This is a genomic window from Bacillus sp. UNCCL81 (assembly GCF_900112535.1).
In the GTDB taxonomy this organism is placed as follows: domain Bacteria; phylum Bacillota; class Bacilli; order Bacillales; family Bacillaceae_G; genus Gottfriedia; species Gottfriedia luciferensis_B.
Window position 1 is genome coordinate 388,300 of sequence record NZ_FOMF01000002.1, and the last position, 23,749, is coordinate 412,048.

The window sequence follows — 23,749 nt, forward strand, 5'->3', positions numbered from 1 at the left end:
CTTTTTTTGTATAATAAAAAAATTTTAATAGCAAATAGTAAGCAGGATGAAAGTGATGAATAGAGCATCTGATGACACATGTTATTCGTGATTGGTTTTAAGTAAAAGGATAAAAAAATATTTAAACATTATAACGTTATATTGACTAACTCGAATTTAGATGTTATTCTACATTGGAATAATAAACAAGATTGATGTAAACGAATACATTAATCAATTTAGTTTTGTTTACTGAAAAGGATGAGGGGAAATGAAGGATCATTTCGTACTACAGAATGTAAAAATGATAGACGGAAGTTCTGTAGATATCATAGTAGAAAATAAAAAGATTATAGACATTGTAGCTGCTGGAACTGGTAATGGTGAGAAAATAGTAGATTACAAGCATAATGTATTTGTTTCTAGTGGTTGGATTGATCTGCATGTCCATGCATATGCAGAATTTGAGCCATATGGTGATGATGTCGACGAGATCGGTTATAAAACAGGTGTTACTACAATTGTTGATGCGGGTAGCACTGGTGCTGATAATTTGTCCGAATTGGTTAGTAGCTGTAAAAAGTCAAAAACAAATGTTTTCGCATTTTTAAATATTTCGCGAATTGGCTTAAAACGAATTGATGAGTTATCTGATTTGTCTTGGTTAGATGAGGATCAACTCAAAAATACGATTGCAGAGCATAAAGATTTTATTATCGGACTGAAGGCAAGGATTAGCAAAAGTGTAGTAGGTGAAAATGGTGTCGAACCTTTAAAAATAGCGCGTAAGTTTTCTAACGAAACAGATTTACCACTTATGGTTCATATAGGTTCAGGACCTCCAGATATTAATGATGTTCTAAACCTACTTGAAAATAAAGATATTATTACTCACTACTTAAATGGGAAAGCAAATAATTTATTTGATGAAATGGGAAGACCTCTTCCAAATTTTCTAGATGCAATTAATCGAGGTGTTCATTTGGATGTTGGGCATGGCAATGCAAGTTTTTCGTTTAAAACGGCTTTGCAAGCTAAAGAACATGGAATTAAATTCGATACGATTAGTACTGATATTTATCGGAAAAATCGATTGAATGGACCAGTCTATAGTATGTCACATGTTTTATCAAAATTTTTATACTTAGGTTATTCACTAGAAGAGATTATTGATGCTGTTACCGTTAATGCGGCTAAGTGGCTTAATAAACCGGAACTTGGAAGAATTTCAGTAGGAGATATTGCGAACCTCACTTTATTTACTATTGAAGATGAAGTGATAACCTTACTTGATTCTGAAGGAGACAAGCGTAAAGCTGAACAAAAAATCGTAGTAAAAGGAGTGGTTATTAATGGAGAACACGTTGAATGTTAAATATGGTTTGAAAAGGGTAATTAATGCAAGCGGTAGGATGAGTATATTAGGTGTTTCTGCTCCTACGGACACTGTAATGGAAGCGATGAAAATAGGTGGTCAAAATTACGTTGAAATTTCGGACTTAGTTGATAAGGCTGGAATTCATATTGCAGGTCTTCTTAAATCAGAGTCAGCTGTTGTTGTTAACTCTGCTTCAAGTGGAATTGCACTTTCAGTAGCGGCCATTGTAACTGAAGGAAACAGACGTAAAAGCGAAAGATTACACCAAGAACCAATTCATAAAAATGAAATCATTATGTTAAAGGGGCACAACGTACAGTATGGTGCTCCAGTTGAAACAATGATTTTCCTTGGTGGAGGTAAATTAGTAGAAGTCGGTTATGCAAATGAAGGGAAAGTTGAGCATATTGCAGATGCTATTAATGAAAAAACAGCTGCAATTTTATATGTGAAATCTCATCATGCTGTTCAAAAAAATATGATTTCAGTTGAAGAAGCTTGGGAAGTAGCGCGGGCAAATAATGTACCTTTCATTATAGATGCTGCTGCTGAAGAAGATTTGCAAAAATATGTCAAATTTTCTGATTTAGCAATATATAGTGGTTCGAAAGCGATTGAAGGACCTACTTCAGGTATTGTTGCTGGTAAGGAAAAATATATCGAATGGTTAAAAGTACAATTATATTGTATCGGTAGAAGTATGAAAGTTGGTAAAGAAACCACTTTTGGTCTGCTGCAGGCTTTGGATGAATATTTTGTCAAAAAAGATAATAGTGAAAATGAAAAAGCTAGTTTAGAAGTTTTAAAATCACTAGAATCGATCGATGGTTTAAAAGTCACGATTGTACAAGATGAAGCGGGACGAGCTATTTTTAGAGCTCGAATCCAAATTGATCCTGTTGTAACGAAAACTACAGCAAAGGATGTAAATGATCAATTAAAGAATGGTAGTATCGCGATTTACACTCGTGATTACGGAGTTCGTCAAGGATTTTTTGATATTGATCCACGACCACTACAATCAGATGATATTTACGTAATAGAAGCACAACTTAGAGCAATATTAGGAGGAACTGAACAATGACAAAAATTGAAAAACGTTTTTATAACAACCGAGTAGCATTAAATGTTTTAGCTAATAGTATTGAAAATGCAGTTGAAGTTTTTGAAGCTGCAGAAGGTCATGTATTAGTAGGTGTTCTTTCTAAAGATTACCCAACTGTAGAGGCTGCAGTTACAGCAATGAAAGAATACGGTGCAGCAATTGATGAAGCAGTATCGATTGGACTTGGTGCTGGTGATAACAAACAAGCAGCAGTTGTTGCAGAAATCGCTAAACATTATCCAGGAAGTCATATTAATCAAGTATTTCCTGCAGTAGGAGCAACTCGCGCTAACTTAGGTGAAAAAGATAGCTGGATCAATTCCCTTGTATCTCCAACTGGAAAAGTAGGCTATGTAAATATTTCTACTGGACCTGTAAGTGCTGCTAGCGAAACAGCGATTGTACCAATCAAATCTGCGATTGCCTTAGTTCGTGACATGGGTGGAAATGCATTAAAATACTTCCCAATGAAAGGTTTAAAACACGTAGAAGAGTTCCGTGCTGTAGCAAAAGCATGTGGTGAAGAAGGTTTTGCCCTAGAGCCTACAGGTGGTATTGATTTAGAGAATTTTGAAGAGATTTTAGAAATTGCATTGGAAGAAAAAGTACCTAAAATTATCCCACATGTATATTCTTCAATTATTAATGAAGAAACTGGAAAAACTAATCCTGAAGATGTAAGAAAATTATTAGCAATCACTAAAAGTTTGGTTGAAAAATATGCGTAAACAAATTGTTGCTTTCGGAGAAGTAATGATGCGATTGCAAGTGCCAGGGTATGAACTACTGGCACAAGCAAACGCATTACAATATTCTTTCTCGGGAACTGGTGTAAATGTTGCTTCTGCGTTGACTAAACTTGGTCATGAAGGCTATTTGGTAACAAAATTGCCAAACAATCCATTAGGAGATGCTGCGGTTGCTTTCTTACAGCGATTAGGAATTAATCGAAATTATATAACTAGAGGCGGTAAATATCTTGGACTGTATTTTTTAGAAAATGGTTTCGGACAGCGCTCCAGTCGTGTGACTTATACTAATCGGTTAGAAAGTAGCTTTAATACTGCATCTTATATCGATTATGATCTTGATCTAATTGCAAAACAAGCAGATGTGATCCATTTTTGTGGTATTACACTAGCGATGACAGATGATGTCAGAGAAACAATGAAAATGCTCGCGAAAAAAGTAAAAGAAAATGGCGGATTAGTTTGTTTCGATTGTAATTACAGACCTTCTTTATGGGATGGAGGATATAGTAAAGCAAAACCTCATTATGAAGAAATGCTAGCTTTAGCTGATATCGTGATGATGAATGAGAAAGATGCGATGTATGTTTTAGGAATGGAGACAGAAGGTACTTCCCGGGAAACACAACTGAAAGACCTTATTCCTAAAGTTGCAAAACAATATAACATACAAACTATTGCTGGAACGCACCGAGCAATTAATAGTGATAATTCACATTCATTACGTGGATATATTTACACGAATGGAGAGTTTCACTTCTCGGAAAATACTTCATTTTCCGTATACGATCGAATTGGTGCTGGAGATGCTTATACTAGCGGTATACTACATGGTGTGTTAACTGAGTTTTCACCAGAAAAAACCGTTCAATTTGCTCAAACAGCGGGTATGTTAGCATGTACGATTGTTGGAGATACTCCAATGTCAACTGAAGCAGAAATTTTATCAGCTATGGCTGGGACAATTGATGATATTAAGCGCTAAAAAAGGAGAGGTAAGGGAATGAGTGTGAATCGTAGAAAAGGACCGTTATATTTACAAATTAAAGAGATGATAAAGGATCGAATTTTACACGGAGTTTATCCAATTCACACAAATATTCCCTCTGAACCTCAGTTAGAAGAAGAGTTTAGTGTTAGTAAAATTACGATTAGAAATGCTATAAAAGAACTTGTTCAAGAAGGATACTTAGAAAAGAAAAGTGGTAAAGGAACAAAGGTTATTGCGAATGTAACGAGCGCAAAACTTTCAAAAGGGAAACGTTTTACAGAAATTCTAGTAGAGGAAGGACATCATATTACTAAAAAAGTACTGAGTATAAAAAAGCCGGAAATAACAGCGGATTCTATTCCTTATTCTGTATTTGGTGATAAATATGTCCAAATTGAGCGGATTTATTTACTGGAAAATGAACCATATATTCACTTTACACACTATATTTCAATTGATGTCACAGAAGAAGAAATAGAAGACATACAGATCAGTTCCTTATATCGTTTCTTAGAAGAAAATAATATTCGATTAGAATCTTTCCGAGATGAATTTGCAGTAGCGGTCGCTCCGGATCATGTTTGTGAGATTCTAAATTTAGAAAAAGGCACAACCACATTAAAAAGAATACGTCGTTCTAGTGATGAAGATGGAAATGTTTTAGAAATCAGTGAAGGGTACTATAATACGGCCAAACAAAATTACGTTGTAACTTACAATGATTCAACGCAGTAATGTATCTTCATTATATAAAATGTAAGCGATTACTAAGGGAGAGTGTGAAATAATGGATTTATATTTAATAGGAATTACATTAGTAGCAATCGTTATAGTTATATTAGGAGTATCGTGGTGGAAATGGCATGCATTTATTAGTTTATCAGTAGCTGGCCTTTTCCTAGCCGTTTTTTCTGGCGTATCAATGGATAAAATTGTAACTGCTTATGAAACAGGAGTAGGCGCTGTTCTCGGCCATCTTGTTGGGATTTTAGCTTTAGGTACGATTTTAGGAAAAATGATGTCAGATTCTGGAGCAGGAATGCAAGTAGCTGATTTCTTTATCAAAAAATTCGGCGTAAAAAACCTTCCATGGGCAATGTTGCTTTCAGGATTTATTATTGGAATTCCAGTATTTTTTGAGGTAGGTCTAGTAATCTTGTTACCTCTTGTTATATCAATTCGTAAATCTACCAATTCAAATATTCTATTAATTGGTATCCCAGTACTTGCTGGTTTATCAATCGTACATGGTTTAGTGCCACCACATCCTGGTGCGATGACAGCGATTGGTATTTATAATGCAGACTTAGGACGCGTCCTACTTTATTCATTAATCATTGCTTTTCCAACTGCAATTATTGCAGGTCCTATCTTTTCAAAATGGATTCACAAACGTGTAACGCCAATTGGTGAACCAGAATTAATTCGAGTTGAAACGAAGTCGAATGCTTTACCAAGTACAGGAGTATCATTTTTCATTATTTTACTTCCAGTTTTACTAATGGTGTTAACGGTAATTACACCATACTTATCCCTACCTAGTGCAATCGCTAAATTCTTCATTTTAATTGGTAGCCCTGTAATTGCTCTATTAATCTCTTGTTTTGCAGCATATTACTTATTAGGGTATCGCCAAGGAATGGACAAAACTTTAATCAAAAAATTAACGGATGAATGTTTAACACCTTTAGCTTCAATTATCTTAATCATCGGTGCAGGTGGAGCATTTAAACAAATTCTTATTGAAAGCGGTGTTGGTACTGCCATTGCAACTATGGCTGAACAAATGTCACTATCACCAATCGTACTTGCATTCTTGGTAGCAGGTTTAATAAGAATAGCAACTGGTTCTGCTACGGTTGCTTTAACAACAGCTGCTGGAATTGTTTCACCAGTAGTAGCACATATGACAGGTGTAAACTTAGAATTACTTGTTATTGCAACTGGCGCCGGTTCACTAATGTTTTCACATGTAAATGATGCAGGTTTTTGGTTAGTAAAAGAATACTTAGGATTAACTGTCAAAGAAACATTCAAAACATGGACAGTAATGGAAACACTTCTTTCGTTTGTAGCGTTTGGACTTACATTAGTATTAGATATTTTTATTTAAGAATAAAGGAAGAGGCTGTCTCAAAAGTCAGGTTAACTGACACGAAAGGCGCCTCTTTTTTCAATATTTATAAGAACGCTTTTTAGAACATCAGATATTATTACCAGAGCTTTGGTGATCTAAAGTAGTGGGGGTATTTCATAATAATTTTCATCTATAGTTAATAAAATCGTACTTTATTTTGGTTATTAGAAGAATTTTATACTATTTTGTATGTGTTAGAGCATATTTGGTAGTTTGCCAATTCAAAGTTGCTAGTATTGTAAAATTATTAACTCGTAATACCCTTACTGGCATAGGTAATTATTCAGTTTATTTGCGATTCTTGATTTTTAATTGCAGATTTGCTAATTTTATTTGCGGTTTTCAAGTTTTAATTGCAGATTTGCAATTTTTATTTGCTATTTTCGGATTTTAATTGCAGTCCAATCTTCTTTTCTAGCATTTCTTCATCTAACTGCATTGTTTCACCCCTAAGTTTCAACTTTAAAGACTCGAAAAAATCAAAGGAAGGAATTGGTAGAAAAACTCTATCAAGATAGTCTGAACAATTATATAATTGTCTAATAGAAGTTCGATGACATCGTTGGTCGATCTAGAAGGGTGTGTGAATGATGAAGACTACTTTTAAAATTGTCCTTATCTGCTTATTGTTTTTTTCAACTAGTAACTTAACTTCCTTCATTCAAACTGTTAAAGCAGCGAATGAACCGTCAAGAATGCTCGGCAAACTAGATATGTTTGGTGATGGTCATAGTGAGCGTGACCATTTCAACTCTGTTACCGTAACGGGCGATGATCATGTGGCAGTAGGTTATTCGGACTCAACAGAAGGTGAATTATTGGGCCTTAATAAAGGGTACGAAGATGCCATCATCGTGAAATATGGTCCGAATGGGAACATCAAGTGGACAAAAACGTTTGGTGGTAGTAGCGGTGATGCATTTAATGCAGTTACAACAGCAGGTGATAGTACAGTAGCAGTTGGCTATGCCGCTTCGAATGATGGTGATTTAACCCTAAAAGAGGGTTATATAAATGCCATCATCGTGAAATATGACCGTGATGGGAACGTTGAGTGGAAAAATGAACTAGGAAGTGTCAATAGTAAAAATTCATTTAACTCCGTCACTGCAACAAGTGATGGGTTTATCACTGCTGGTTATTTGAATGGCGATGCGGTTATCGTCAAATATGATAACAATGGGAACCAAATTTGGCTTAAAAAATTTGGTGGTAGTGAATCTGATATGTTTCACTCAGTTATCACAACAAGTGATGGCTATATCGCGGTAGGAGAAACAAGCTCAGAAGATGGAGATGTAACAGGTCTGACCGAAGGATTTCCGACTGGATTCATCGTGAAATACGACGTAGAAGGGAATGTCATTTGGAAAAAAGCATATGGTGGTCGCCTTTTTTCTTCGTACAATAGCATCATAACAACAGATGATGGAGTTATCATCGCAGGAAAAGCTTCGTCTGATGCATTAATTATAAAATATGATGTAAACGGAAACGTTGTATGGAAGAAAACGTTCGGGGGGAGTGGATCAGATGGTTTTAACGCAGTCACACCAACAAGTGATGGGTTTCTAGCTGCGGGTGGTGCGTTCTCGAATGATGGTGATTTGGACCATCTCAATACGGATGGAGAAGATGCATTACTCGTTCAATATGACCGTGATGGTAACGTTGTGTGGAAAAAAACCATTGGTGGCTCGGTTTATGATGAATTTAACGGTGTCACAACAAATGAACACGGAATTCTAGCGGTCGGTTCTGCTGCTTCTGATGATTATGCCATCATACTTGATCTTCGTCCACTTAATCAAATTCAACAACTAACAGTCGATTACGGTACGGATTTCCAGTTAGTTACCGTTAATCCGGCGGATGCAAGTGAAACCTTTCATTGGACCAGTTCGAATCAGTCAATAGTCTATTCCTATTATAACGGGGGAGTTAGTGTGATAGGTCCCGGTTCAGCGGTATTAGAAGGGGTATCCACGAAAAATAATGAAGAGAAACTGACAATTCCAATCGTCGTGAACGATTATGTCAAAGTCACACTGCCTGAGGACCCACTGTATTTGACAATCGGTACAACAGGGAAACTAACAGCAGAGGTGACACCAGTTGATGCGTCTAATCAAACCATCCATTGGTCATCGAGTAATCCGTCGGTTGCAACCGTTGATTCAAATGGGAATGTAACAGCTATTCAAAGAGGAAAGGTTGCAGTTACAGCGACCTCAGAGGTTGGTGAGTACAAAGCAAGAGTACTCGTTATCGTATCTCTTCCGTATCATAAAGTGAGTTTCAATAGCAATGGAGGTTCGTTCGTTTCGGACAGATATTATGAAGAAGGCAGTCTTTTTGATCGACTAGATATACCGCAGCCGACGAAGACTGGGTATGTATTTGGTGGATGGTATAAGGATGAAAATCTTACAAAACCATGGTACGAATCTAGTGATCGAGTCGAATCAGATACGACACTGTATGCGAAGTGGAACATTCGATCGTACAGAGTGGACTTTAATAGTACGGGTGGAAGTCTAGTAAGTCCGACCACTGCTTACGAAAACACGACCATAACGGCGCCTACACCACCTAGACGAACAGGTTATACATTTGCAGGGTGGTATAAATTGAACGGGACAACACCGTGGGTTTTTTCAAGTGATAAAATCACAGCGAATACAATATTGTATGCCAAATGGACGTTGAATCGATACACAGTGAGCTTTAACAGCACTGGTGGAAGTCAAGTTAATTCGATGACAACAAACTATAACACAATCATTAACGCTCCAACAGCACCAAAACGAACAGGTTATACATTTAGTGGGTGGTTCAAAGATTCAAGTGGGAAAACACCGTGGATCTTTACAAGTGATAAAGTCACAGCAAATACAACGCTCTATGCGAAATGGACAGTTAATCAGTACACAGTGAATTTTAATAGTAATGGTGGAAGTAAAGTTAGTGCGAAAACAACAGACTACAACACCACGATCACAGCGCCAACAGCACCCAAACGAACAGGTTACACGTTTGGTGGGTGGTACAAAGAGGCAAGCTTGAAAACACCGTGGAATTTTTCAAGTAATAAAGTCACAACGAATACGATGCTTTATGCGAAATGGACAGTCACGACACCACCTACACCAAAAAGTATCGTGGTGACAAAATCCAGTTCAACCAGTCTCAAAATCGTTTGGAGTCAGGTAACAGGCACTTCGGGATACGAACTCTATCGAGCAACCAAAAGTAGTGGCTCCTATACGCTAATTAAATCAACAACATCTGTTCAAGTGACGAACTCGAATTTAAAAAGAGGGTCTACGTATTACTACAAGGTGAGGGCTTACAAATTAGTGGGAACGAAAAAAGTATACAGTGGGTGGTCAGTCATCCGATCCGCAAAACTGTAAGCATCACTTAAAGATGGGAAAACCGAACAAGTCATGAATAGTAGCGCTCAACCTTCGTGTTGAGCGCTTTTTTGTTATGGGACTCTGCGAATTTAGATGATTGATTTTTAGTTGCAACTTACTTGCAAATTAGTCTAGCATGCTAAATGACTTTTGAAATTAAAAGTAAAATCATATTAAAATCAGTTGCCCATGTCTCAAATTAATGTTCATTAAAATCTAATGGCCGTAAACTAGCTTCGATCTCAGTGCGTTTAGGCTCTAGAAATGGAGGCAATGCTAACCGTTCACCTAAAGCATCAATATTTTCATCTACATCAAATCCAGGGGTATCCGTTGATAATTCGAATAAAATATGATTTGGTTCTCTGAAATAGAGCGCTTTAAAATAGTAGCGTTCTACTTTTCCAGAATTCGTAATCCCTAGTGAATTTAATTTATCAGCCCATTTATTATATTCTTCTTCGTTCGGTACTCTAAAAGCTACATGATGAACACTACCTCGTCCAGGTCTAGCTCTCGGTAAGTCTGGTCTTACTTCCAAGTGAACTTCTGCTCCAGCACCACCTAGTCCGGTTTCGTAAACTTCTATACTTGCAAAATTCTCTTCAATAGAAGGATAAGTGCCAACTAGTCTAAAACCTAAAACATCCGTTAAAGTTTTACTTGTAGGAATCGAATCTTTTACGGTAAGTGTCACTGGACCTAAGCCAAGTATTCCATGCTCGGTTGGGATATTTGATTTATTCCAAGGAGTACCTGGCGCAACACCTTTTTCACCATTATCTGCTACTAAAATTAATCTGGTACCTTCATAATCTTGAAATGCGAGTGTATCTCGATTTGCTCTTTTAATTATTTTATCATGTGAAATATTAAGCTCTTCAAAGCGATTTTTCCAATAATGAAGTGACTCAGTTGTGGCAACTCTTAATGAAGTTGAAGATACGATCGAGTGACCTGGATATGTAGTTCCTAGATGAGGGATATCAAAAAAGGTTATTTCTGTCCCGGGATTTGCTTTTGCATCACCGTAAAATAAGTGATAACTAGAAGTATTATCTTGATTTACTGTTTTCTTAACAAGCCTCATCCCTAAAACTTTAGTGTAAAACTCGTAATTTTTTTCAGCCTTTGTAGTAAGTAGTGAAACATGATGAATTCCCAATAATTCCACTTTCATCACTCCCTTAAAATTTATCATTAAATTATGACTTGCATAATTTTTATGTACATAGTGTAAATGGCTAGAGATTGAAATAGCGATTTATGTTAAACTGATATCTATTAATTATAATATTCAGATAAATGATACAGAAAGGGGAAAATACTTTGTATTTCGGTTATTTATTAATTTTAATATCTGCAATAGCTTTTGGATTAATGCCTATTTTTGCGCTTTATGCTTATGATCAAAATGTAAGTGTGAATACATTATTATTTTTAAGGTTTACATTTGCGACAATTATGTTTTTTAGTTACTTAGTAGTTCGAAAAAAATTAGTTAAAATTACGAAAAAACAATTAGGATTGTTTGTTTTACTAGGTGGAGTATTGTATATGCTTCAATCAAGTTTTTATTTTAGTTCAGTAAAATATATTCCTGCTTCATTAGCAGCATTAATTCTCTATTTATATCCCATTTTTGTAGCAATTCTATCATTTTTAGTAAACAAAGAGCAATTAACAAAAAATATAATGATATCGATTTTACTATCGTTGGCTGGAATTGTACTAGTGTTGGGAGCTCCAGCGCAAAATATAAATCCATTCGGTATCATATTAGCATTAGCTGCAGCAATTGTTTACTCAATATACATAATTGTTGGTGGGAGGATCTCGATGCATGTACCTCCATTAGTAACAAGTGCATATATTTCCTTATTTGCAAGCATTTCATTTTTACTAGTAGGCGTATCGACAAGCACAATACATATTCACTTTAAATTGATTGGTTGGCTATCAATTTTAGGTATTTCGATTATATCAAGTGTTATCTCAATGGGGACATTTTTTGCTGGTGTAAAACGAATAGGACCGACAAAAGGAGCAGTATTAAGTATGGTTGAACCAGTAGTAACAATCACATTTTCAACCATTCTATTCCATGAAAATATGAGTTTACTGCAAATAATAGGTGGGACTATTGTTCTAGGTGGAGCGCTATTAGTTGTTCTTACTAGTGAGAAAAGAAAGATAGTTGAGAATAAAATGGATTTTTAAATGGTATATGATAAACTGTATTTAGAATCTTAGTTTAATAAAATGTAAATGTTAAAGATGGCTGCTTATGCAGCTATTTTTTAATTTGTAAAGGGGTAAAATAGTATGTTTGAATTAAACTTAAAAAATGGAGATCTAGTAAAAGTACGTCAAGCAACAGGAACTGATGCTAAATCAATGATAGAATTTTATAACATCGTAGGTGGAGAAACGAATTTTTTATCATTCGGAGGAAACGAGTTTAAAAGAAATGAAGCTGAATATAAGACATATTTAGAAGATACATTCGAAGAAAAAAATTCAATTATTTTATTAGTTACCAACAATGATCAAATAATAAGTATCGGTTCCATCAATTCCAGTCAAAAGGAACGTACAAAGCATGTTGGTACGCTAGGTATAGTAGTTAAAAAAGAATATTGGGGATTAAGTATTGGGAAATTATTAATGCAATCTTTAATTGATTGGGCTAAACAAAATGATCTAACTCGAAAAATTCAATTAGTTACGAATGAAGATAATCTTAAAGCCATTGAATTGTATAAAAAATTAGGATTTGAAATTGAAGGGGTAATGAAAGAAGATACTTATCTAAACGGAAAGTATTGTAATACTTTAATGATGGGCTTATTTCTTAAATAGTACTGAAAATTAATCTTCTATAATAGAATTTTGCCGACAAAGCTCTGTACTTGGCTAAAATGAATGGTAGAAATCAAGTAAACGTATATTCTAGTAAGTTAGAAATGACTTTCGTTAAAAAGCCTTGTGATAATTAATCACAAGGCTTTTTGCTATAGTAGCGATAGTTTTTAGAAGCACGTAAACGATCTAATTCGTCTTGTATCAATTCCAAAGAAAACCCATCTCCAGCCAATCCATCTCCAGCCTGCAACTGATTGTCTGCCCACGAAGGTTGGAAAGTACCAAAATTGTTCTCCATTATTCAACCAAACATAAGTATTTCTAAATCGACAACCAGCAATTGCACCTGGATCTATTGCGAATGCTGTAGCTTGAGACATTTGTGGAGTGAATGAAGGCGGTGGTGCAGTCGGTTGACCTTGAGCCGTGCCTTGACCTCCGCCACCCGGTTGTCCCGGAAATCCACCCGGTTGCCCTGGGAATCCACCTGGTTGCCCTGGGAATCCGCCCGGTTGTCCTGGAAATCCTGGAAATGTCCGATATTGAGGGAAAAAGTTCATTTTATCAACTCCTTTTTTAGTTTAATCCTTATTAAAGTATGAAAATTAATGTTATTTGTTTGGGCTGATAGTTAAATATCCATTTTAATTAGCGATGTTGGTATTATAGAAAGAAGATTATTATTATGAAGGTTTATAGAATGATCATTTCATATAGAAACACATCAAAGAGAAGACTGATCCACTTCTCTTTTTTAATGTTCATAGATAGGAAATTCTTAGTTCTACTGTAAACCAATTATTTTCTAAAATATAAAGCGCTTTTAGTTAATAACACCTATTTTTACTTTTAAAAGTAAAAAAATTACTCTATAAAGTAAAAAACACTTGCATAATTCTGTAAATTCGAATAAATTAAACTTAAAGGAGGAGAAAAATGGAAAATTTACGCTTGAATGTCGCATTATTACGCCGTAGAGTACCGAATTTGACTACTTCTGCGAAATCTGTTGGACTTCGACCAGCAACTGTTTCAAATTTATGTACTGGTAAAATTCCAATTGGTCGCTCAGAAGTAAGAACACTAGTCGCATTAGCCGCTTTAGCAGAATGTACATTGGATGAACTGATTATTAGAGGGGAGAAGATTGAGATGATTGAAACGGGTATAAAAACGCTTGATTTATTTGCTCCATTAGTAAAAGGTGGTACAGTCGGGTTAGTTGCAAGACCAGGCATGGGTCAATTAGTTGTATTAGCTGAAATGTTATATAAATTAAAGAATGATTCATATTTTACGATTTTACTAAAACCAGAAGGTGAGCATCCTGAAATTGACGATATTTTAGCAGATGTAAATTTAGTATGTTATTCAATTGATGAGGTTTATGAAGCGATTGCAAAAGCGGGAAAAAATGTTGAGTTTGCTTTCGCAGCCGATCGTTCAAACGTCATTACTGGTGATATAAACCGTCTCCAACAAAAATTAGCAGATATCGGTATTGAAGATGTAACTACTTTTTTAGTTGATTTAAAAGGGGAAGCGGTGGATGAAGATTTCCCTTACGGACCCTTAGAAACATTATGGCAGTTTGATGCAGACTTAGCTTTCAGACATAAATACCCTGCAATTAATCCTATTCATTCGACATCTACAGTTTTAGAAGATAATCAACCAGACCATACCCACAACCAAGTGCAAAAAGCAGCTCAGAAATTACTACGTCGATATCGTGAGTTGAGATCGTTTGTTGCAGTACATGGATTAGATTCATTAGCCGAAAATGAAAAATTAACATATAAACGGGGTGAATTATTAGAAGCCTATTTAACTCAACCATTTTTCGTAGCAGAAGAATTCACAGGTACAAAAGGAGCATCTGTTAATTTGCAAAATACTTTACAAGATGTTCGAAAACTAATTGATGGTGCTTACGACTTGATGGAAGTAGATAAAATGAATTTTATTGGTAGCCTGTAGAAATGTAAAACATCATTACTTTAATGAACAGTGTGACGCTTATGCTTGTGTCACACCTTTTTTAATATTTACCTAAATTTAGTTTTCTGGCGAATGGTAGTATAAAATTTAAGAATTATTTAAGAATTTAATAATAGGCAATTAATTTTTCTAAATTATACTATGCCAAAATAAGTAACAAAAATGAAATATTATAATAGTTCATCACTCGCCTGAAAGTTGGAATATATATTGTCGATTCGAAAACGGTTAATCTTATCTAATATTGCTATGATTGTTATTCCAATCATTTCTTTTATCCTCATCGAGATTTTACTCGGTCTGTTTTACTATAAAGTTTTTGTGCCTAAATTTAATGATCATCCACCACATTCGTTTTATTTTTTTCGATTCGGAATCATTGTCCCTATTTTTGCAATTACAAATGGAGTGCTATCATATTTAGTTTCAAGAACTATACTAAGACCAGTAAAAAATCTTACTAATGCTGCTAAACAAATTAGTGAAGGAAATTTAAATTTTGAAGTTAAACCACTTAGTAATGATGAACTCGGTCAATTAGCTATTAGCTTTGAATTAATGAGAAGAAATCTAAAAGAGTCAGCTGAAATACAGAAAAAATACGAAGAAAATCGAAAAGAATTAATTGCTAATATTTCACATGATCTAAAAACGCCAATTACATCAATAAAGGGATATATTGAAGGAATTAAAGATGGCGTAGCGAACACACCAGAAAAAATGGAAAGATATATTGAAACAATTTATATGAAAACTTTGGATATGGATCAATTGATTAATGAGCTATTCCTTTATTCGAAGTTAGATTTAAAACGAGTACCCTTTCATTTTGAAGAAGTAAATATTCATGATTATTTAGTGGATCGGATCGAGGAATTGAAATTTGATTTAGAACCGATAAATGTAAGTATTACTTATCGTAAGAATGTGGATCGAGAAAATAGTATAGTACTAATAGATCGAGAACAATTCAAACGTGTAATGACAAATATCATTCAAAATAGTTTGAAATACATGGATAAAGATGAAAAACAAATTATTATAAAATTAATAGATGACAAAGAAAAAATAACGATAACATTTCATGATAACGGTAAGGGGATTTCGAAAGAGGCACTTCCGTTTATTTTTGATCGTTTTTATCGAGCCGATCCATCAAGAAATCTATCAACTGGTGGGACGGGACTCGGGCTGGCCATTGCAAAAAGAATCATAGAAGAGCACGGTGGAGAAGTATGGGCAGAAAGTCAAATTGGTGAATATACAAACATTTATCTTTCATTAAATAAGAAATCAAACTAAAAGGTGACAAAATGAAAAAGATTTTAATTATTGAAGATGATCAAAGTATCGCATTATTACAAAGAGATTATTTAGAAATAAATGATTTTGAAGTTGAAATAGAATCAAATGGTAAAAGCGGACTTCAAAAAGCTTTATCGAAGGAATATGATTTAATCATACTTGACTTAATGTTACCAGAATTAAATGGCTTTGAAATATGTAAAAAAATCCGAGAAAGTAAAGACATCCCGATCTTAATTGTTTCAGCAAAAACAGAAGATATTGATAAAATTAGAGGATTTGGTCTAGGGGCCGATGATTTTATCGTGAAACCATTTAGTCCAAGTGAATTAATAGCCAGAGTTAAAGCTCATCTTTCAAGGTATCAACGTTTAGCAAATAAAGGTCAAATGAATGAAGAAGAACTTCAAGTAAGGGGACTTACAATTCAAAAAGATTCTAGAAAAGTTCTTGTTAATGGAGAAGAAAAAATATTTACAACAAAGGAGTTTAACCTACTTATCTTTCTTGCTTCAAATCCAAATAAAGTATTTAGTAAAGAATTACTATTTGATCGAATTTGGGGATTTGAAACGGTCGGAGATATTTCTACTGTAACTGTTCATATCCGAAAAATCCGAGAAAAAATAGAAGTTGACCCATCCAACCCGAATTATATTGAGACGATATGGGGAGCGGGATATCGGTTTAAAGATTAAATTTAAATATTTATCAATTTAAGGGTTATCTGGTGAGTTAGTAGTGCTGACTTAAGGGATGACTCTTTTTTATTTACTTACATAGGTGTTATTCGTTATTTACAAGTCTTATTTGTGAGTTTTGTTTGTGCTCTTTAAAGTTATTTAAGTAAATTACAACGTTACCCCAAAAATACAAATTTATTAGTTGTCCTCATACCCTTATAAGTCCTTTCCCTATTTGTAAACCATCGCCAATCAAAATGCAGTTTCGTTGAAGAAATGATTTAAGAAATATTTAAGGAATTGATAATAGTAAGTTTATATCTAGCCACTATGATGAAAAGTATAAAATTAATGAAAACGGAGGGAACAGAGTAGTGGCTAAAAAGAAATTAAATTTAACGAAAAAAAATATATTAGTTAGTGTACATGTTTTAGCAGTTTGTGCTTGGTTTGGAGGTACATTAAGTTTAATAATATTAGGTTTCTATTTAAAAAATGCGCAAAACTCAGATCAGCTTATTTATACATTATCGAGTATGCAGATCATTGATGAAAATTTATTAAAATATCCTGCACTTGCAACTTTAGTTACTGGCATTTTACTTTCTGTTTGGACACAGTGGGGATTAGTAAAGCATTATTGGGTTGTTATAAAACTCGTTTTAACTTTCTTAATTATTCTGATTGGCATCTTTTTGATTAATGATTGGTTCGTATATTTAGTAAAAACCGCAGAAGGATTAGGGGCGAGTGCACTTAATCAAAATAAATTTGAATCAACCTGGCTATCAATTATAATAACTGGAATCTTTAACTTAACTTGCTTAGCATTCATGACATTCATTACGTATTTTAAACCTTTTGGTAAAATTAAAAAAAATAAAAAAGTGGCAACACAATAAAAATTATTTTTTATAAATTTCTAACTGATTAAGAAGTAATACTATTTGAGTATCACTTTTTCACGCTGTTGAAAAACAACCTTGTCAATTAAATTACCAAATTTTCGTAAAAGGAGTAGAGTGATGTTGATTTCCATTACAGGATCCTCGCTTTCCATGGGGCGAGACCTGAGCCTCCTCGGCAAGCCTGCGGGGTCTCAGCCTTCCCGCTAATCCCATAGGAGTCGAGCACCCCTCCATTCCAATCAACTTATTCATCGAAAAAAAGTCTGCAATAAACTCTAATCAAATAGCCTTTACTTAAAATAACCTTAATAGAGTGTAATAAAAATCTTGTAGGTCAACTAATGTCGAACTTTAATTAAAGTAATCAACGGAATTTGATTTCTAAAAATTTGCATTTAATATTTTTAACTTCTGAAAAAAATAATTACTAGTGATTATTAGAATCATAAAATTGCTCAAAATATTTACATTTAAAACCATAATAAATCATCTAAAAATTGATTTTTCATAAATAAGTTCAATTTATTATCTGTTTTCCTAATTGACCATTTTATATTTTAAACATTCTGAAGAAGTAATACTATTTGAGTATTACTTTTTTTTTATGAAAAAACTATCATATTTACCAAAAAATGTAACATTCTAATTAATGTGTTTTTATAGAGCCAAGATTGAAAGTAAGCGTTTAATTTAATATGACATTTGTCATCTTTTTCATATGACGCCTGCTACTACCACTTGGAAAAATAACTTATATAATTAGGATAAAATAATAATGAAAAGTTACAACATTAGGAAGGAACTTCTAAATGTCAAAAGAAAATCAAAAGAGTTTACGAAAACAAATTATTCCTTATGAAAAATCAAATTTAAAAGCTAGTATTTGGCAAATGATTAATACTTTTATTCCATTTATCTTTTTATGGTATCTTGCTTATAAAAGTATTTCTATTTCAGTAGTATTAACAATTTTTATTGATATTGTTGCTGCACTATTCCTAATCAGGATATTTATTATCTTCCATGATTGTTGTCATCAATCATTTTTTAAGAATAAAACAGCAAATAAAGTTCTAGGCACAATTACAGGCGTTGTGACCTTATTTCCTTTCAGCCAGTGGAAGCATAGTCATTCGATTCATCATGCGACAAGTGGTAACTTAGATAAGCGCGGAATTGGAGATATGTGGGTTTTAACTGTTGAAGAGTACGTTGCAGCATCATCCTGGACAAAAATACAATATCGTCTATACCGTAATCCATTAATCATGTTTGGTTTAGGACCAATTTATATCGTATTAATTTCAAATCGATTCAATACAAAAGATGCAAAATTAAAAGAAAGACTAAACACTTATTTAACTAATATTTTAATTGTTGGGGTATCAGCGTTATTTTGCTATACAATAGGTTGGGAAAATTATTTATTAGTGGAAGGTCCGATCTTTTTCATTTCTGCAGTATTAGGAATTTGGCTTTTCTATGTACAGCACCAATTTGAAGACACTTATTTTGAAGAAGATACGAATTGGGAATATGTAAAAGCAGCAGTTGAAGGAAGCTCTTTTTATAAACTTCCAAAATTATTGCAATGGATTACTGGTAATATTGGATACCACCATGTTCATCATTTAAGTCCAAGGGTACCAAATTATAATTTAGAGTCAGTTCATAATAATACGCTTCCATTACAAAATGTACCGACGATTACACTAAAAACAAGTTTAACATCTTTGAAATTCAAATTATGGGATGAAGAAACAAAGCAATTTGTAGGATTTAAAGATATAAAATCAATCTATAAAGTAAATCGCGAAAGTTCAGACACTGTCTGAACTTTCGATGTATTTTATAAAGAATAACTTTGCTAAAATATGATAAGATTGTTAAAGAAGGTCACAAAATGTTTGAATAATGAGGTAAATTTATGTTTAAAAGATATTTAGGCTTCCTAAGAAGTACCGGAATCTCACCATATATTTGGACAGTTTTAGGAATCTCGCCATTTTATTTTATTTTTCTTTCTGCTCATTCCACTTTAAGAATCATAATAGGAATTTTACTAACAATATCATTTTTTATAATCTATCGATTGGCGTACATATCTAAAGGGTGGTCAATTTTTCTGTGGTCATCAATCTTAATCATCATTTCCACTTCAATGAATATACTTTTTAGTTATGTATATTTTGCATTTTTTATAGCTTATATGATTGGAAAGAGAAAAAATCGAGCTACATTTTTAACTTTATATATCCTTCATTTAGTCATCACTACAATATCAATCAACATCACGATTATCCTTCAAGAAGAATTAATAATTAGGCAGCTTCCTTTTATTATCATCACTTGGATTAGCGTTATTTTATTACCATTTAGTCTCTACAGTCGAAATGAAAGAGGGCAATTGGAAGAAAAGCTAGTAGATGCTAATAAACGTATATCAGATCTAGTAAAACTAGAAGAACGTCAAAGAATTGCTCGTGATTTACATGATACACTAGGTCAAAAACTTTCACTGATTGGCTTAAAAAGTGACTTAGCTAGAAAATTAATTACAAAGGATCCGGATTTAGCTCAAAATGAATTAAAAGATGTACAACAAACGGCCAGAACAGCTTTAAATGAGGTTCGAAAAATCGTTTCTCAAATGAGAGGAATTCGAATTAAAGATGAACTAATAAGGATTAAGCAAATTCTACATGCGGCTGAAATTACAGTTGAATGTAACGAAAACTTTCAACTTTCAAATGTTTCCTTACTTACAGAAAATATTGTTAGTATGTGCTTAAAGGAAGCCGTAACAAATGTAGTAAAACATAGTAATGCCACTTTATGTAAAATATCTATTAAACAAATGAAAAATGAAATAATTTTTTCGGTAATAGATAATGGAGTTGGTTGTAAATCGGATAAGTTTACAACCGGTTATGGGTTAATTGGAATGAAGGAACGACTCGAATTTGTGAATGGGACATTAGAGATAAGCTGTGAAAACGGAATGACTTTAATTATGACAGTTCCAATCGATGTTAAACAAATTGAAGTGGAGGAACTAGTATGATTAGGATCGTAATTGCTGAAGACCAACGAATGCTATTAGGTGCTCTTGGTTCTTTACTTAATCTAGAAGATGATATGGAAGTTGTTGGTCAAGCATCAAACGGAGAAGAAGCAGTTAAACTAGTCAAGCAATTACAACCTGACGTTTGCATAATGGATATTGAAATGCCTGGTAAAACTGGACTTGAGGCCGCAGAAGAATTAAAACCTTTAAATTGTAAAGTGATTATATTAACAACTTTTGCTAGATCTGGTTATTTTCAAAGAGCATTAAAAGCGGGTGTAAAGGGCTATTTATTAAAGGATAGTCCAAGTGAAGAGTTAGCAAGCTCAATAAGAAGTATAATTTCCGGGAAGAGAATCTATGCTCCGGAACTAATGGATGATGTATACGCCGAGGAAAATCCGTTAACTGACCGAGAAAAAGAAGTTTTAGAACTAGTAGCCGATGGTAAGAACACACAAGAAATTGCGGATGAATTGAGTCTAAAAACAGGAACAGTTAGAAATTATATATCTATGATTTTGGATAAATTAGAAGTTAAAAATAGAATCGAAGCTATAAAACAATCAAAAGAAAAAGGTTGGTTTAAGTGAAGTTAATGGCAGGAAGAATAAAAAACAAGAAAAGCAAGTAGGGAAAGAATTGAAAACAAAATTTTTCAATCCTTTAACGCCTAAATCCTGCATTCCTTGTTCACCATTTAGTTTCCTGCTTTTCTTTTTTCTTTTTTTCTAGATTTTGTTTTTCGTTTTCCAGATTTGTGTACTTCCTTAAAAAATTCGTCTAGCTCCTGGTTGAACTTATCTGTTTCTTCCAAAAATAATAGATGACTACTATTATAAAAAGGAACAAATTTTGAACCATTTATATTTTTTTGAATAAACTCACCAGCGGCTAATGGGAAAAATCCATGACTACCAAAACATATTAATGTTGGAATATCAACATTACAAAGAGTATCCCGATAATCTACAGCCGTTTGATTAAATACGATTGTACTTGCAATTGCTGCAGGTAATTTATTCATTTCTTTTAGTATCCATTTATATTCTTTTGGATCAGGTTGATCCTTATACATCCCATATATGAAATCACTATTAAACTTGTTTTGGTCTTCTTGGATCGATTGCATTACATTTTTTAAAATCGTAAAATCAAATGCTCCAAACTCCCAATCTGGCCATATATAATCGGATGCAGATTGATCAACAACTGTTAGCGCCTTAATATTTTTACACCCAAATTGATTAACATAATCCCACAATACAAAAGCTCCCATTGACCAACCAACTAAAATTATATCCTTTAAATCTAGTTTTTCGATAAAGCATTTTAAATCACGAGCGTACTGTGCAACTGTATGCCCATATTGAACTTTTGAGGACTTCCCATGTGCACGTAAGTCTAAAGTAATGACGCGATAATTTTTACTAAAATACGGTACTTGTTTATGAAAAAACTTACTACTCATCATAACTCCATGAACAAAAATAACAGTTTGACCTTCTCCATGATCTTCATAATAGAGCTTTGTATGAGAATCAAGTTCTACATATGCCAATTTAATCGCCCCCATTGGCTTTTAAATGTCTTACTTTCCTATATTATTTCATCTCATAATAATTCATGACTATTCACAATTTCTTTGAATAAGACAGTTTAATTAAAAATAACGTTTTAAATCACTTTATTACATTCATGTTATGAAATTGTATACATAAGGATTAATTTGTAATTACATAATGTTTTTCTATTTAAAATAAAAATGTGGTAAAATTCAGATAAATATAGAAATTATCCAAGCATACATTATGAAATAATACCTATCGTTTATTTTTTATTGGAATGATCCTTAAAAAAAATTTCCTGTAATACATAAAACTGACTAGGGTGTGATTTAAATGGAACATGCTGGATTCTATTGGATAGGTTTAATCTTTTGGTTGTTAATTAGTTCTGGATTCATTCTTTTATTTTTGGGATTATGGAAAAAATCCTGGAAAACATTAATAGTGAGCGGAGTTGCTTTAATACTACCAACACTATATTTTGGTGGCGCAGAGAATTGGTTTAGGATGGTTGTATTTCTTCCATTGATTCCATTGGTACTTGCTTATATTATTAAAAAAAACAATGTTTGAGATGGGTTTAATATTCTGATTTGAATGTAAAGGAGAGAAATAAATGAATGTGATTGAGGGTTTTATTGAAGTAACAGGCGGGAAGGTATGGTATCAGTATCATAATAAGCATTCATCTAAAATCCCTGTTGTTGTTATACATGGAGGGCCTGGATCTTCGCATTATTCGATGCAAGGTCTAAACGTATTAGCAGAAGATCGCCCAGTTATTTTTTATGATCAGTTAGGTTGTGGAAAGTCTGACCGTCCAACAGATACTTCCTTATGGAATATTGATAGATTCGTTGAAGAATTAGCGCAAATCCGAGAAGCGTTTTCGCTTGATGAGTTTCATATCCTCGGTCATTCATGGGGAACAACACTTGCTGCAGCTTATTATTTATCAAGACCAGTTGGAGTGAAAAGTATAATTTTTTCTAGCCCTTGTTTAAGTGCCCCGTTATGGGCTGAGGACCAGGACCATAATCGAAAACTACTCCCGCTTGATGTACAAGAAACATTAATAAAGTGCGAGGAAAATGGAACAACAGATTCAGAAGAATACAAAAATGCTAATGCTGTATTTAACAAGCATTTTGTTTGCAGATTAGACCCATATCCAGAATTTCTGAAAAAAGGAAAACACTACAGAAATCCTGAAGTTTACAATATAATGTGGGGTCCATCAGAGTTTCACGTTACTGGAAACTTAAAGGATTTTGACTGTACTTCGAAATTAAAAAATATTCAAGTCCCAACAATGTATACTTGTGGGAGATACGACGAAGCAACACCTAAATCAACAGAATATTTCAGCGAGTTAACGCCAAATGGAAAATTCCACGTATTTGAGCAAAGTGCACATATGCCTTACATTGAAGAACCAGAAGAGTATATTCGAGTAGTTGAAGGCTTTTTGAAGGAAGTTGAATAAACAATTAAATTGTGAAGCGCAAGGTTGTTACCTTGCGTTTTTTTTGATGGTGGATTTCGTTGAGGGTATGAGGCGGGGAATTAGGGGGAATATGAGTTTTAGTAAATT

The 23,749-nt window shown here is 33.7% G+C and carries 21 protein-coding genes; 18 read left to right on the forward strand and 3 right to left on the reverse strand.

The annotated features are described in order from the left end of the window. The first annotated feature begins 250 nt into the window (after positions 1-250). From BM319_RS02045 to BM319_RS02075, 7 genes are all read left to right on the forward strand, one after another. On the forward strand, positions 251-1,354 hold the full coding sequence (locus BM319_RS02045) for an amidohydrolase/deacetylase family metallohydrolase (RefSeq protein ID WP_091021159.1): 1,104 nt from the start codon (positions 251-253) through the stop codon (positions 1,352-1,354). Beyond that, entirely contained in the window at positions 1,332-2,441 is a 1,110-nt protein-coding gene (locus BM319_RS02050; RefSeq protein WP_091021160.1) for a DgaE family pyridoxal phosphate-dependent ammonia lyase, read from the forward strand. Before BM319_RS02045 ends, BM319_RS02050 begins: the two co-directional genes overlap by 23 nt. Then, entirely contained in the window at positions 2,438-3,190 is a 753-nt protein-coding gene (dagF, locus tag BM319_RS02055) for a 2-dehydro-3-deoxy-phosphogluconate aldolase (protein ID WP_091021161.1), read from the forward strand. The genes BM319_RS02050 and dagF overlap by 4 nt, the downstream gene beginning before the upstream one ends. Next, complete coding sequence (locus BM319_RS02060; RefSeq protein WP_091021162.1) at positions 3,183-4,196, forward strand: sugar kinase; 1,014 nt, start codon at positions 3,183-3,185, stop codon at positions 4,194-4,196. The genes dagF and BM319_RS02060 overlap by 8 nt, the downstream gene beginning before the upstream one ends. A gap of 18 nt (positions 4,197-4,214) precedes the next feature. Beyond that, positions 4,215-4,937: a GntR family transcriptional regulator gene (locus BM319_RS02065; RefSeq protein WP_069032084.1), complete on the forward strand. Its 723-nt coding sequence runs from the start codon at positions 4,215-4,217 to the stop codon at positions 4,935-4,937. A 52-nt stretch (positions 4,938-4,989) separates the two neighbouring features. Next, positions 4,990-6,315, forward strand: coding sequence for a GntT/GntP/DsdX family permease (locus BM319_RS02070; RefSeq protein WP_069032085.1), 1,326 nt, complete (start codon positions 4,990-4,992; stop codon positions 6,313-6,315). A 611-nt stretch (positions 6,316-6,926) separates the two neighbouring features. Further along, positions 6,927-9,755 (forward strand): InlB B-repeat-containing protein, encoded by a 2,829-nt coding sequence (locus BM319_RS02075; RefSeq protein WP_091021163.1) that lies wholly within the window; start codon positions 6,927-6,929, stop codon positions 9,753-9,755. Positions 9,756-9,957: 202 nt separating this feature from the next. On the opposite strand, the gene BM319_RS02080 is transcribed toward BM319_RS02075, so the two are convergent. Beyond that, positions 9,958-10,932, reverse strand: a complete 975-nt coding sequence (locus tag BM319_RS02080; RefSeq protein ID WP_091021164.1) for a ring-cleaving dioxygenase — start codon at positions 10,930-10,932, stop codon at positions 9,958-9,960. Positions 10,933-11,087: 155 nt separating this feature from the next. Here BM319_RS02080 and BM319_RS02085 point away from each other — a divergent pair, with 155 nt between their 5' ends. Together BM319_RS02085 and BM319_RS02090 are read left to right on the forward strand one after the other, a co-directional pair. Continuing rightward, positions 11,088-11,978 (forward strand): DMT family transporter, encoded by an 891-nt coding sequence (locus tag BM319_RS02085; protein WP_286143659.1) that lies wholly within the window; start codon positions 11,088-11,090, stop codon positions 11,976-11,978. Between the two features lie 105 nt (positions 11,979-12,083). Then, on the forward strand, positions 12,084-12,620 hold the full coding sequence (locus BM319_RS02090; RefSeq protein ID WP_069032089.1) for a GNAT family N-acetyltransferase: 537 nt from the start codon (positions 12,084-12,086) through the stop codon (positions 12,618-12,620). A gap of 170 nt (positions 12,621-12,790) precedes the next feature. Here BM319_RS02090 and BM319_RS02095 read toward each other — a convergent pair whose 3' ends face one another. Further along, entirely contained in the window at positions 12,791-13,183 is a 393-nt protein-coding gene (locus tag BM319_RS02095) for a transporter (RefSeq protein ID WP_069032090.1), read from the reverse strand. 376 nt (positions 13,184-13,559) lie between these two features. On the opposite strand from BM319_RS02095, the gene BM319_RS02100 reads away from it, so the two are divergent. The 7 genes from BM319_RS02100 to BM319_RS02130 all read left to right on the forward strand — a co-directional run bounded on the left by BM319_RS02100 (position 13,560) and on the right by BM319_RS02130 (position 21,180). Next, positions 13,560-14,603, forward strand: a complete 1,044-nt coding sequence (locus BM319_RS02100) for an ATP synthase beta subunit C-terminal domain-containing protein (protein WP_069032091.1) — start codon at positions 13,560-13,562, stop codon at positions 14,601-14,603. Positions 14,604-14,834: 231 nt separating this feature from the next. Continuing rightward, the gene (locus BM319_RS02105) at positions 14,835-15,926 is read left to right on the forward strand and encodes a sensor histidine kinase (protein ID WP_069032092.1); all 1,092 of its coding nucleotides are present in this window, start codon (positions 14,835-14,837) and stop codon (positions 15,924-15,926) included. 11 nt (positions 15,927-15,937) lie between these two features. Next, positions 15,938-16,627, forward strand: a complete 690-nt coding sequence (locus BM319_RS02110; RefSeq protein WP_069032093.1) for a response regulator transcription factor — start codon at positions 15,938-15,940, stop codon at positions 16,625-16,627. 359 nt (positions 16,628-16,986) lie between these two features. Further along, a complete protein-coding gene (locus BM319_RS02115; protein ID WP_069032094.1) occupies positions 16,987-17,514 on the forward strand; it encodes a hypothetical protein in 528 nt (175 codons plus the stop codon). A gap of 815 nt (positions 17,515-18,329) precedes the next feature. Continuing rightward, the gene (desA, locus tag BM319_RS02120; protein ID WP_069032095.1) at positions 18,330-19,355 is read left to right on the forward strand and encodes a Delta(5) desaturase DesA; all 1,026 of its coding nucleotides are present in this window, start codon (positions 18,330-18,332) and stop codon (positions 19,353-19,355) included. Between the two features lie 92 nt (positions 19,356-19,447). After that, positions 19,448-20,584, forward strand: coding sequence for a sensor histidine kinase (locus BM319_RS02125; RefSeq protein WP_069032096.1), 1,137 nt, complete (start codon positions 19,448-19,450; stop codon positions 20,582-20,584). Beyond that, entirely contained in the window at positions 20,581-21,180 is a 600-nt protein-coding gene (locus BM319_RS02130) for a response regulator transcription factor (RefSeq protein WP_069032097.1), read from the forward strand. Before BM319_RS02125 ends, BM319_RS02130 begins: the two co-directional genes overlap by 4 nt. Before the next feature lie 107 nt (positions 21,181-21,287). Here BM319_RS02130 and BM319_RS02135 read toward each other — a convergent pair whose 3' ends face one another. After that, positions 21,288-22,148 carry an alpha/beta fold hydrolase gene (locus BM319_RS02135; protein WP_091021166.1) on the reverse strand — a complete coding sequence of 287 codons (861 nt, stop codon included), beginning with the start codon at positions 22,146-22,148 and terminating at the stop codon, positions 21,288-21,290. A gap of 340 nt (positions 22,149-22,488) precedes the next feature. Between BM319_RS02135 and BM319_RS02140 the strand changes: the two genes are divergently transcribed. Further along, the gene (locus BM319_RS02140) at positions 22,489-22,728 is read left to right on the forward strand and encodes a hypothetical protein (protein ID WP_091021167.1); all 240 of its coding nucleotides are present in this window, start codon (positions 22,489-22,491) and stop codon (positions 22,726-22,728) included. 43 nt (positions 22,729-22,771) lie between these two features. Next, positions 22,772-23,641, forward strand: a complete 870-nt coding sequence (locus tag BM319_RS02145; RefSeq protein WP_091021168.1) for a proline iminopeptidase-family hydrolase — start codon at positions 22,772-22,774, stop codon at positions 23,639-23,641. The last annotated feature ends 108 nt before the right edge of the window (positions 23,642-23,749 follow it).

Bases quoted from the DNA above. Each gene is read 5' to 3' on its own strand.
- BM319_RS02045 (WP_091021159.1), top strand. From the start codon at position 251: ATGAAGGATCATTTCGTACTACAGAATGTAAAAATGATAGACGGAAGT.
- BM319_RS02050 (WP_091021160.1), top strand. From the start codon at position 1,332: ATGGAGAACACGTTGAATGTTAAATATGGTTTGAAAAGGGTAATTAAT.
- dagF (WP_091021161.1), top strand. From the start codon at position 2,438: ATGACAAAAATTGAAAAACGTTTTTATAACAACCGAGTAGCATTAAAT.
- BM319_RS02060 (WP_091021162.1), top strand. From the start codon at position 3,183: ATGCGTAAACAAATTGTTGCTTTCGGAGAAGTAATGATGCGATTGCAA.
- BM319_RS02065 (WP_069032084.1), top strand. From the start codon at position 4,215: ATGAGTGTGAATCGTAGAAAAGGACCGTTATATTTACAAATTAAAGAG.
- BM319_RS02070 (WP_069032085.1), top strand. From the start codon at position 4,990: ATGGATTTATATTTAATAGGAATTACATTAGTAGCAATCGTTATAGTT.
- BM319_RS02075 (WP_091021163.1), top strand. From the start codon at position 6,927: ATGATGAAGACTACTTTTAAAATTGTCCTTATCTGCTTATTGTTTTTT.
- BM319_RS02090 (WP_069032089.1), top strand. From the start codon at position 12,084: ATGTTTGAATTAAACTTAAAAAATGGAGATCTAGTAAAAGTACGTCAA.
- BM319_RS02095 (WP_069032090.1), bottom strand. From the start codon at position 13,183: ATGAACTTTTTCCCTCAATATCGGACATTTCCAGGATTTCCAGGACAA.
- BM319_RS02100 (WP_069032091.1), top strand. From the start codon at position 13,560: ATGGAAAATTTACGCTTGAATGTCGCATTATTACGCCGTAGAGTACCG.
- BM319_RS02110 (WP_069032093.1), top strand. From the start codon at position 15,938: ATGAAAAAGATTTTAATTATTGAAGATGATCAAAGTATCGCATTATTA.
- desA (WP_069032095.1), top strand. From the start codon at position 18,330: ATGTCAAAAGAAAATCAAAAGAGTTTACGAAAACAAATTATTCCTTAT.
- BM319_RS02125 (WP_069032096.1), top strand. From the start codon at position 19,448: ATGTTTAAAAGATATTTAGGCTTCCTAAGAAGTACCGGAATCTCACCA.
- BM319_RS02130 (WP_069032097.1), top strand. From the start codon at position 20,581: ATGATTAGGATCGTAATTGCTGAAGACCAACGAATGCTATTAGGTGCT.
- BM319_RS02140 (WP_091021167.1), top strand. From the start codon at position 22,489: ATGGAACATGCTGGATTCTATTGGATAGGTTTAATCTTTTGGTTGTTA.
- BM319_RS02145 (WP_091021168.1), top strand. From the start codon at position 22,772: ATGAATGTGATTGAGGGTTTTATTGAAGTAACAGGCGGGAAGGTATGG.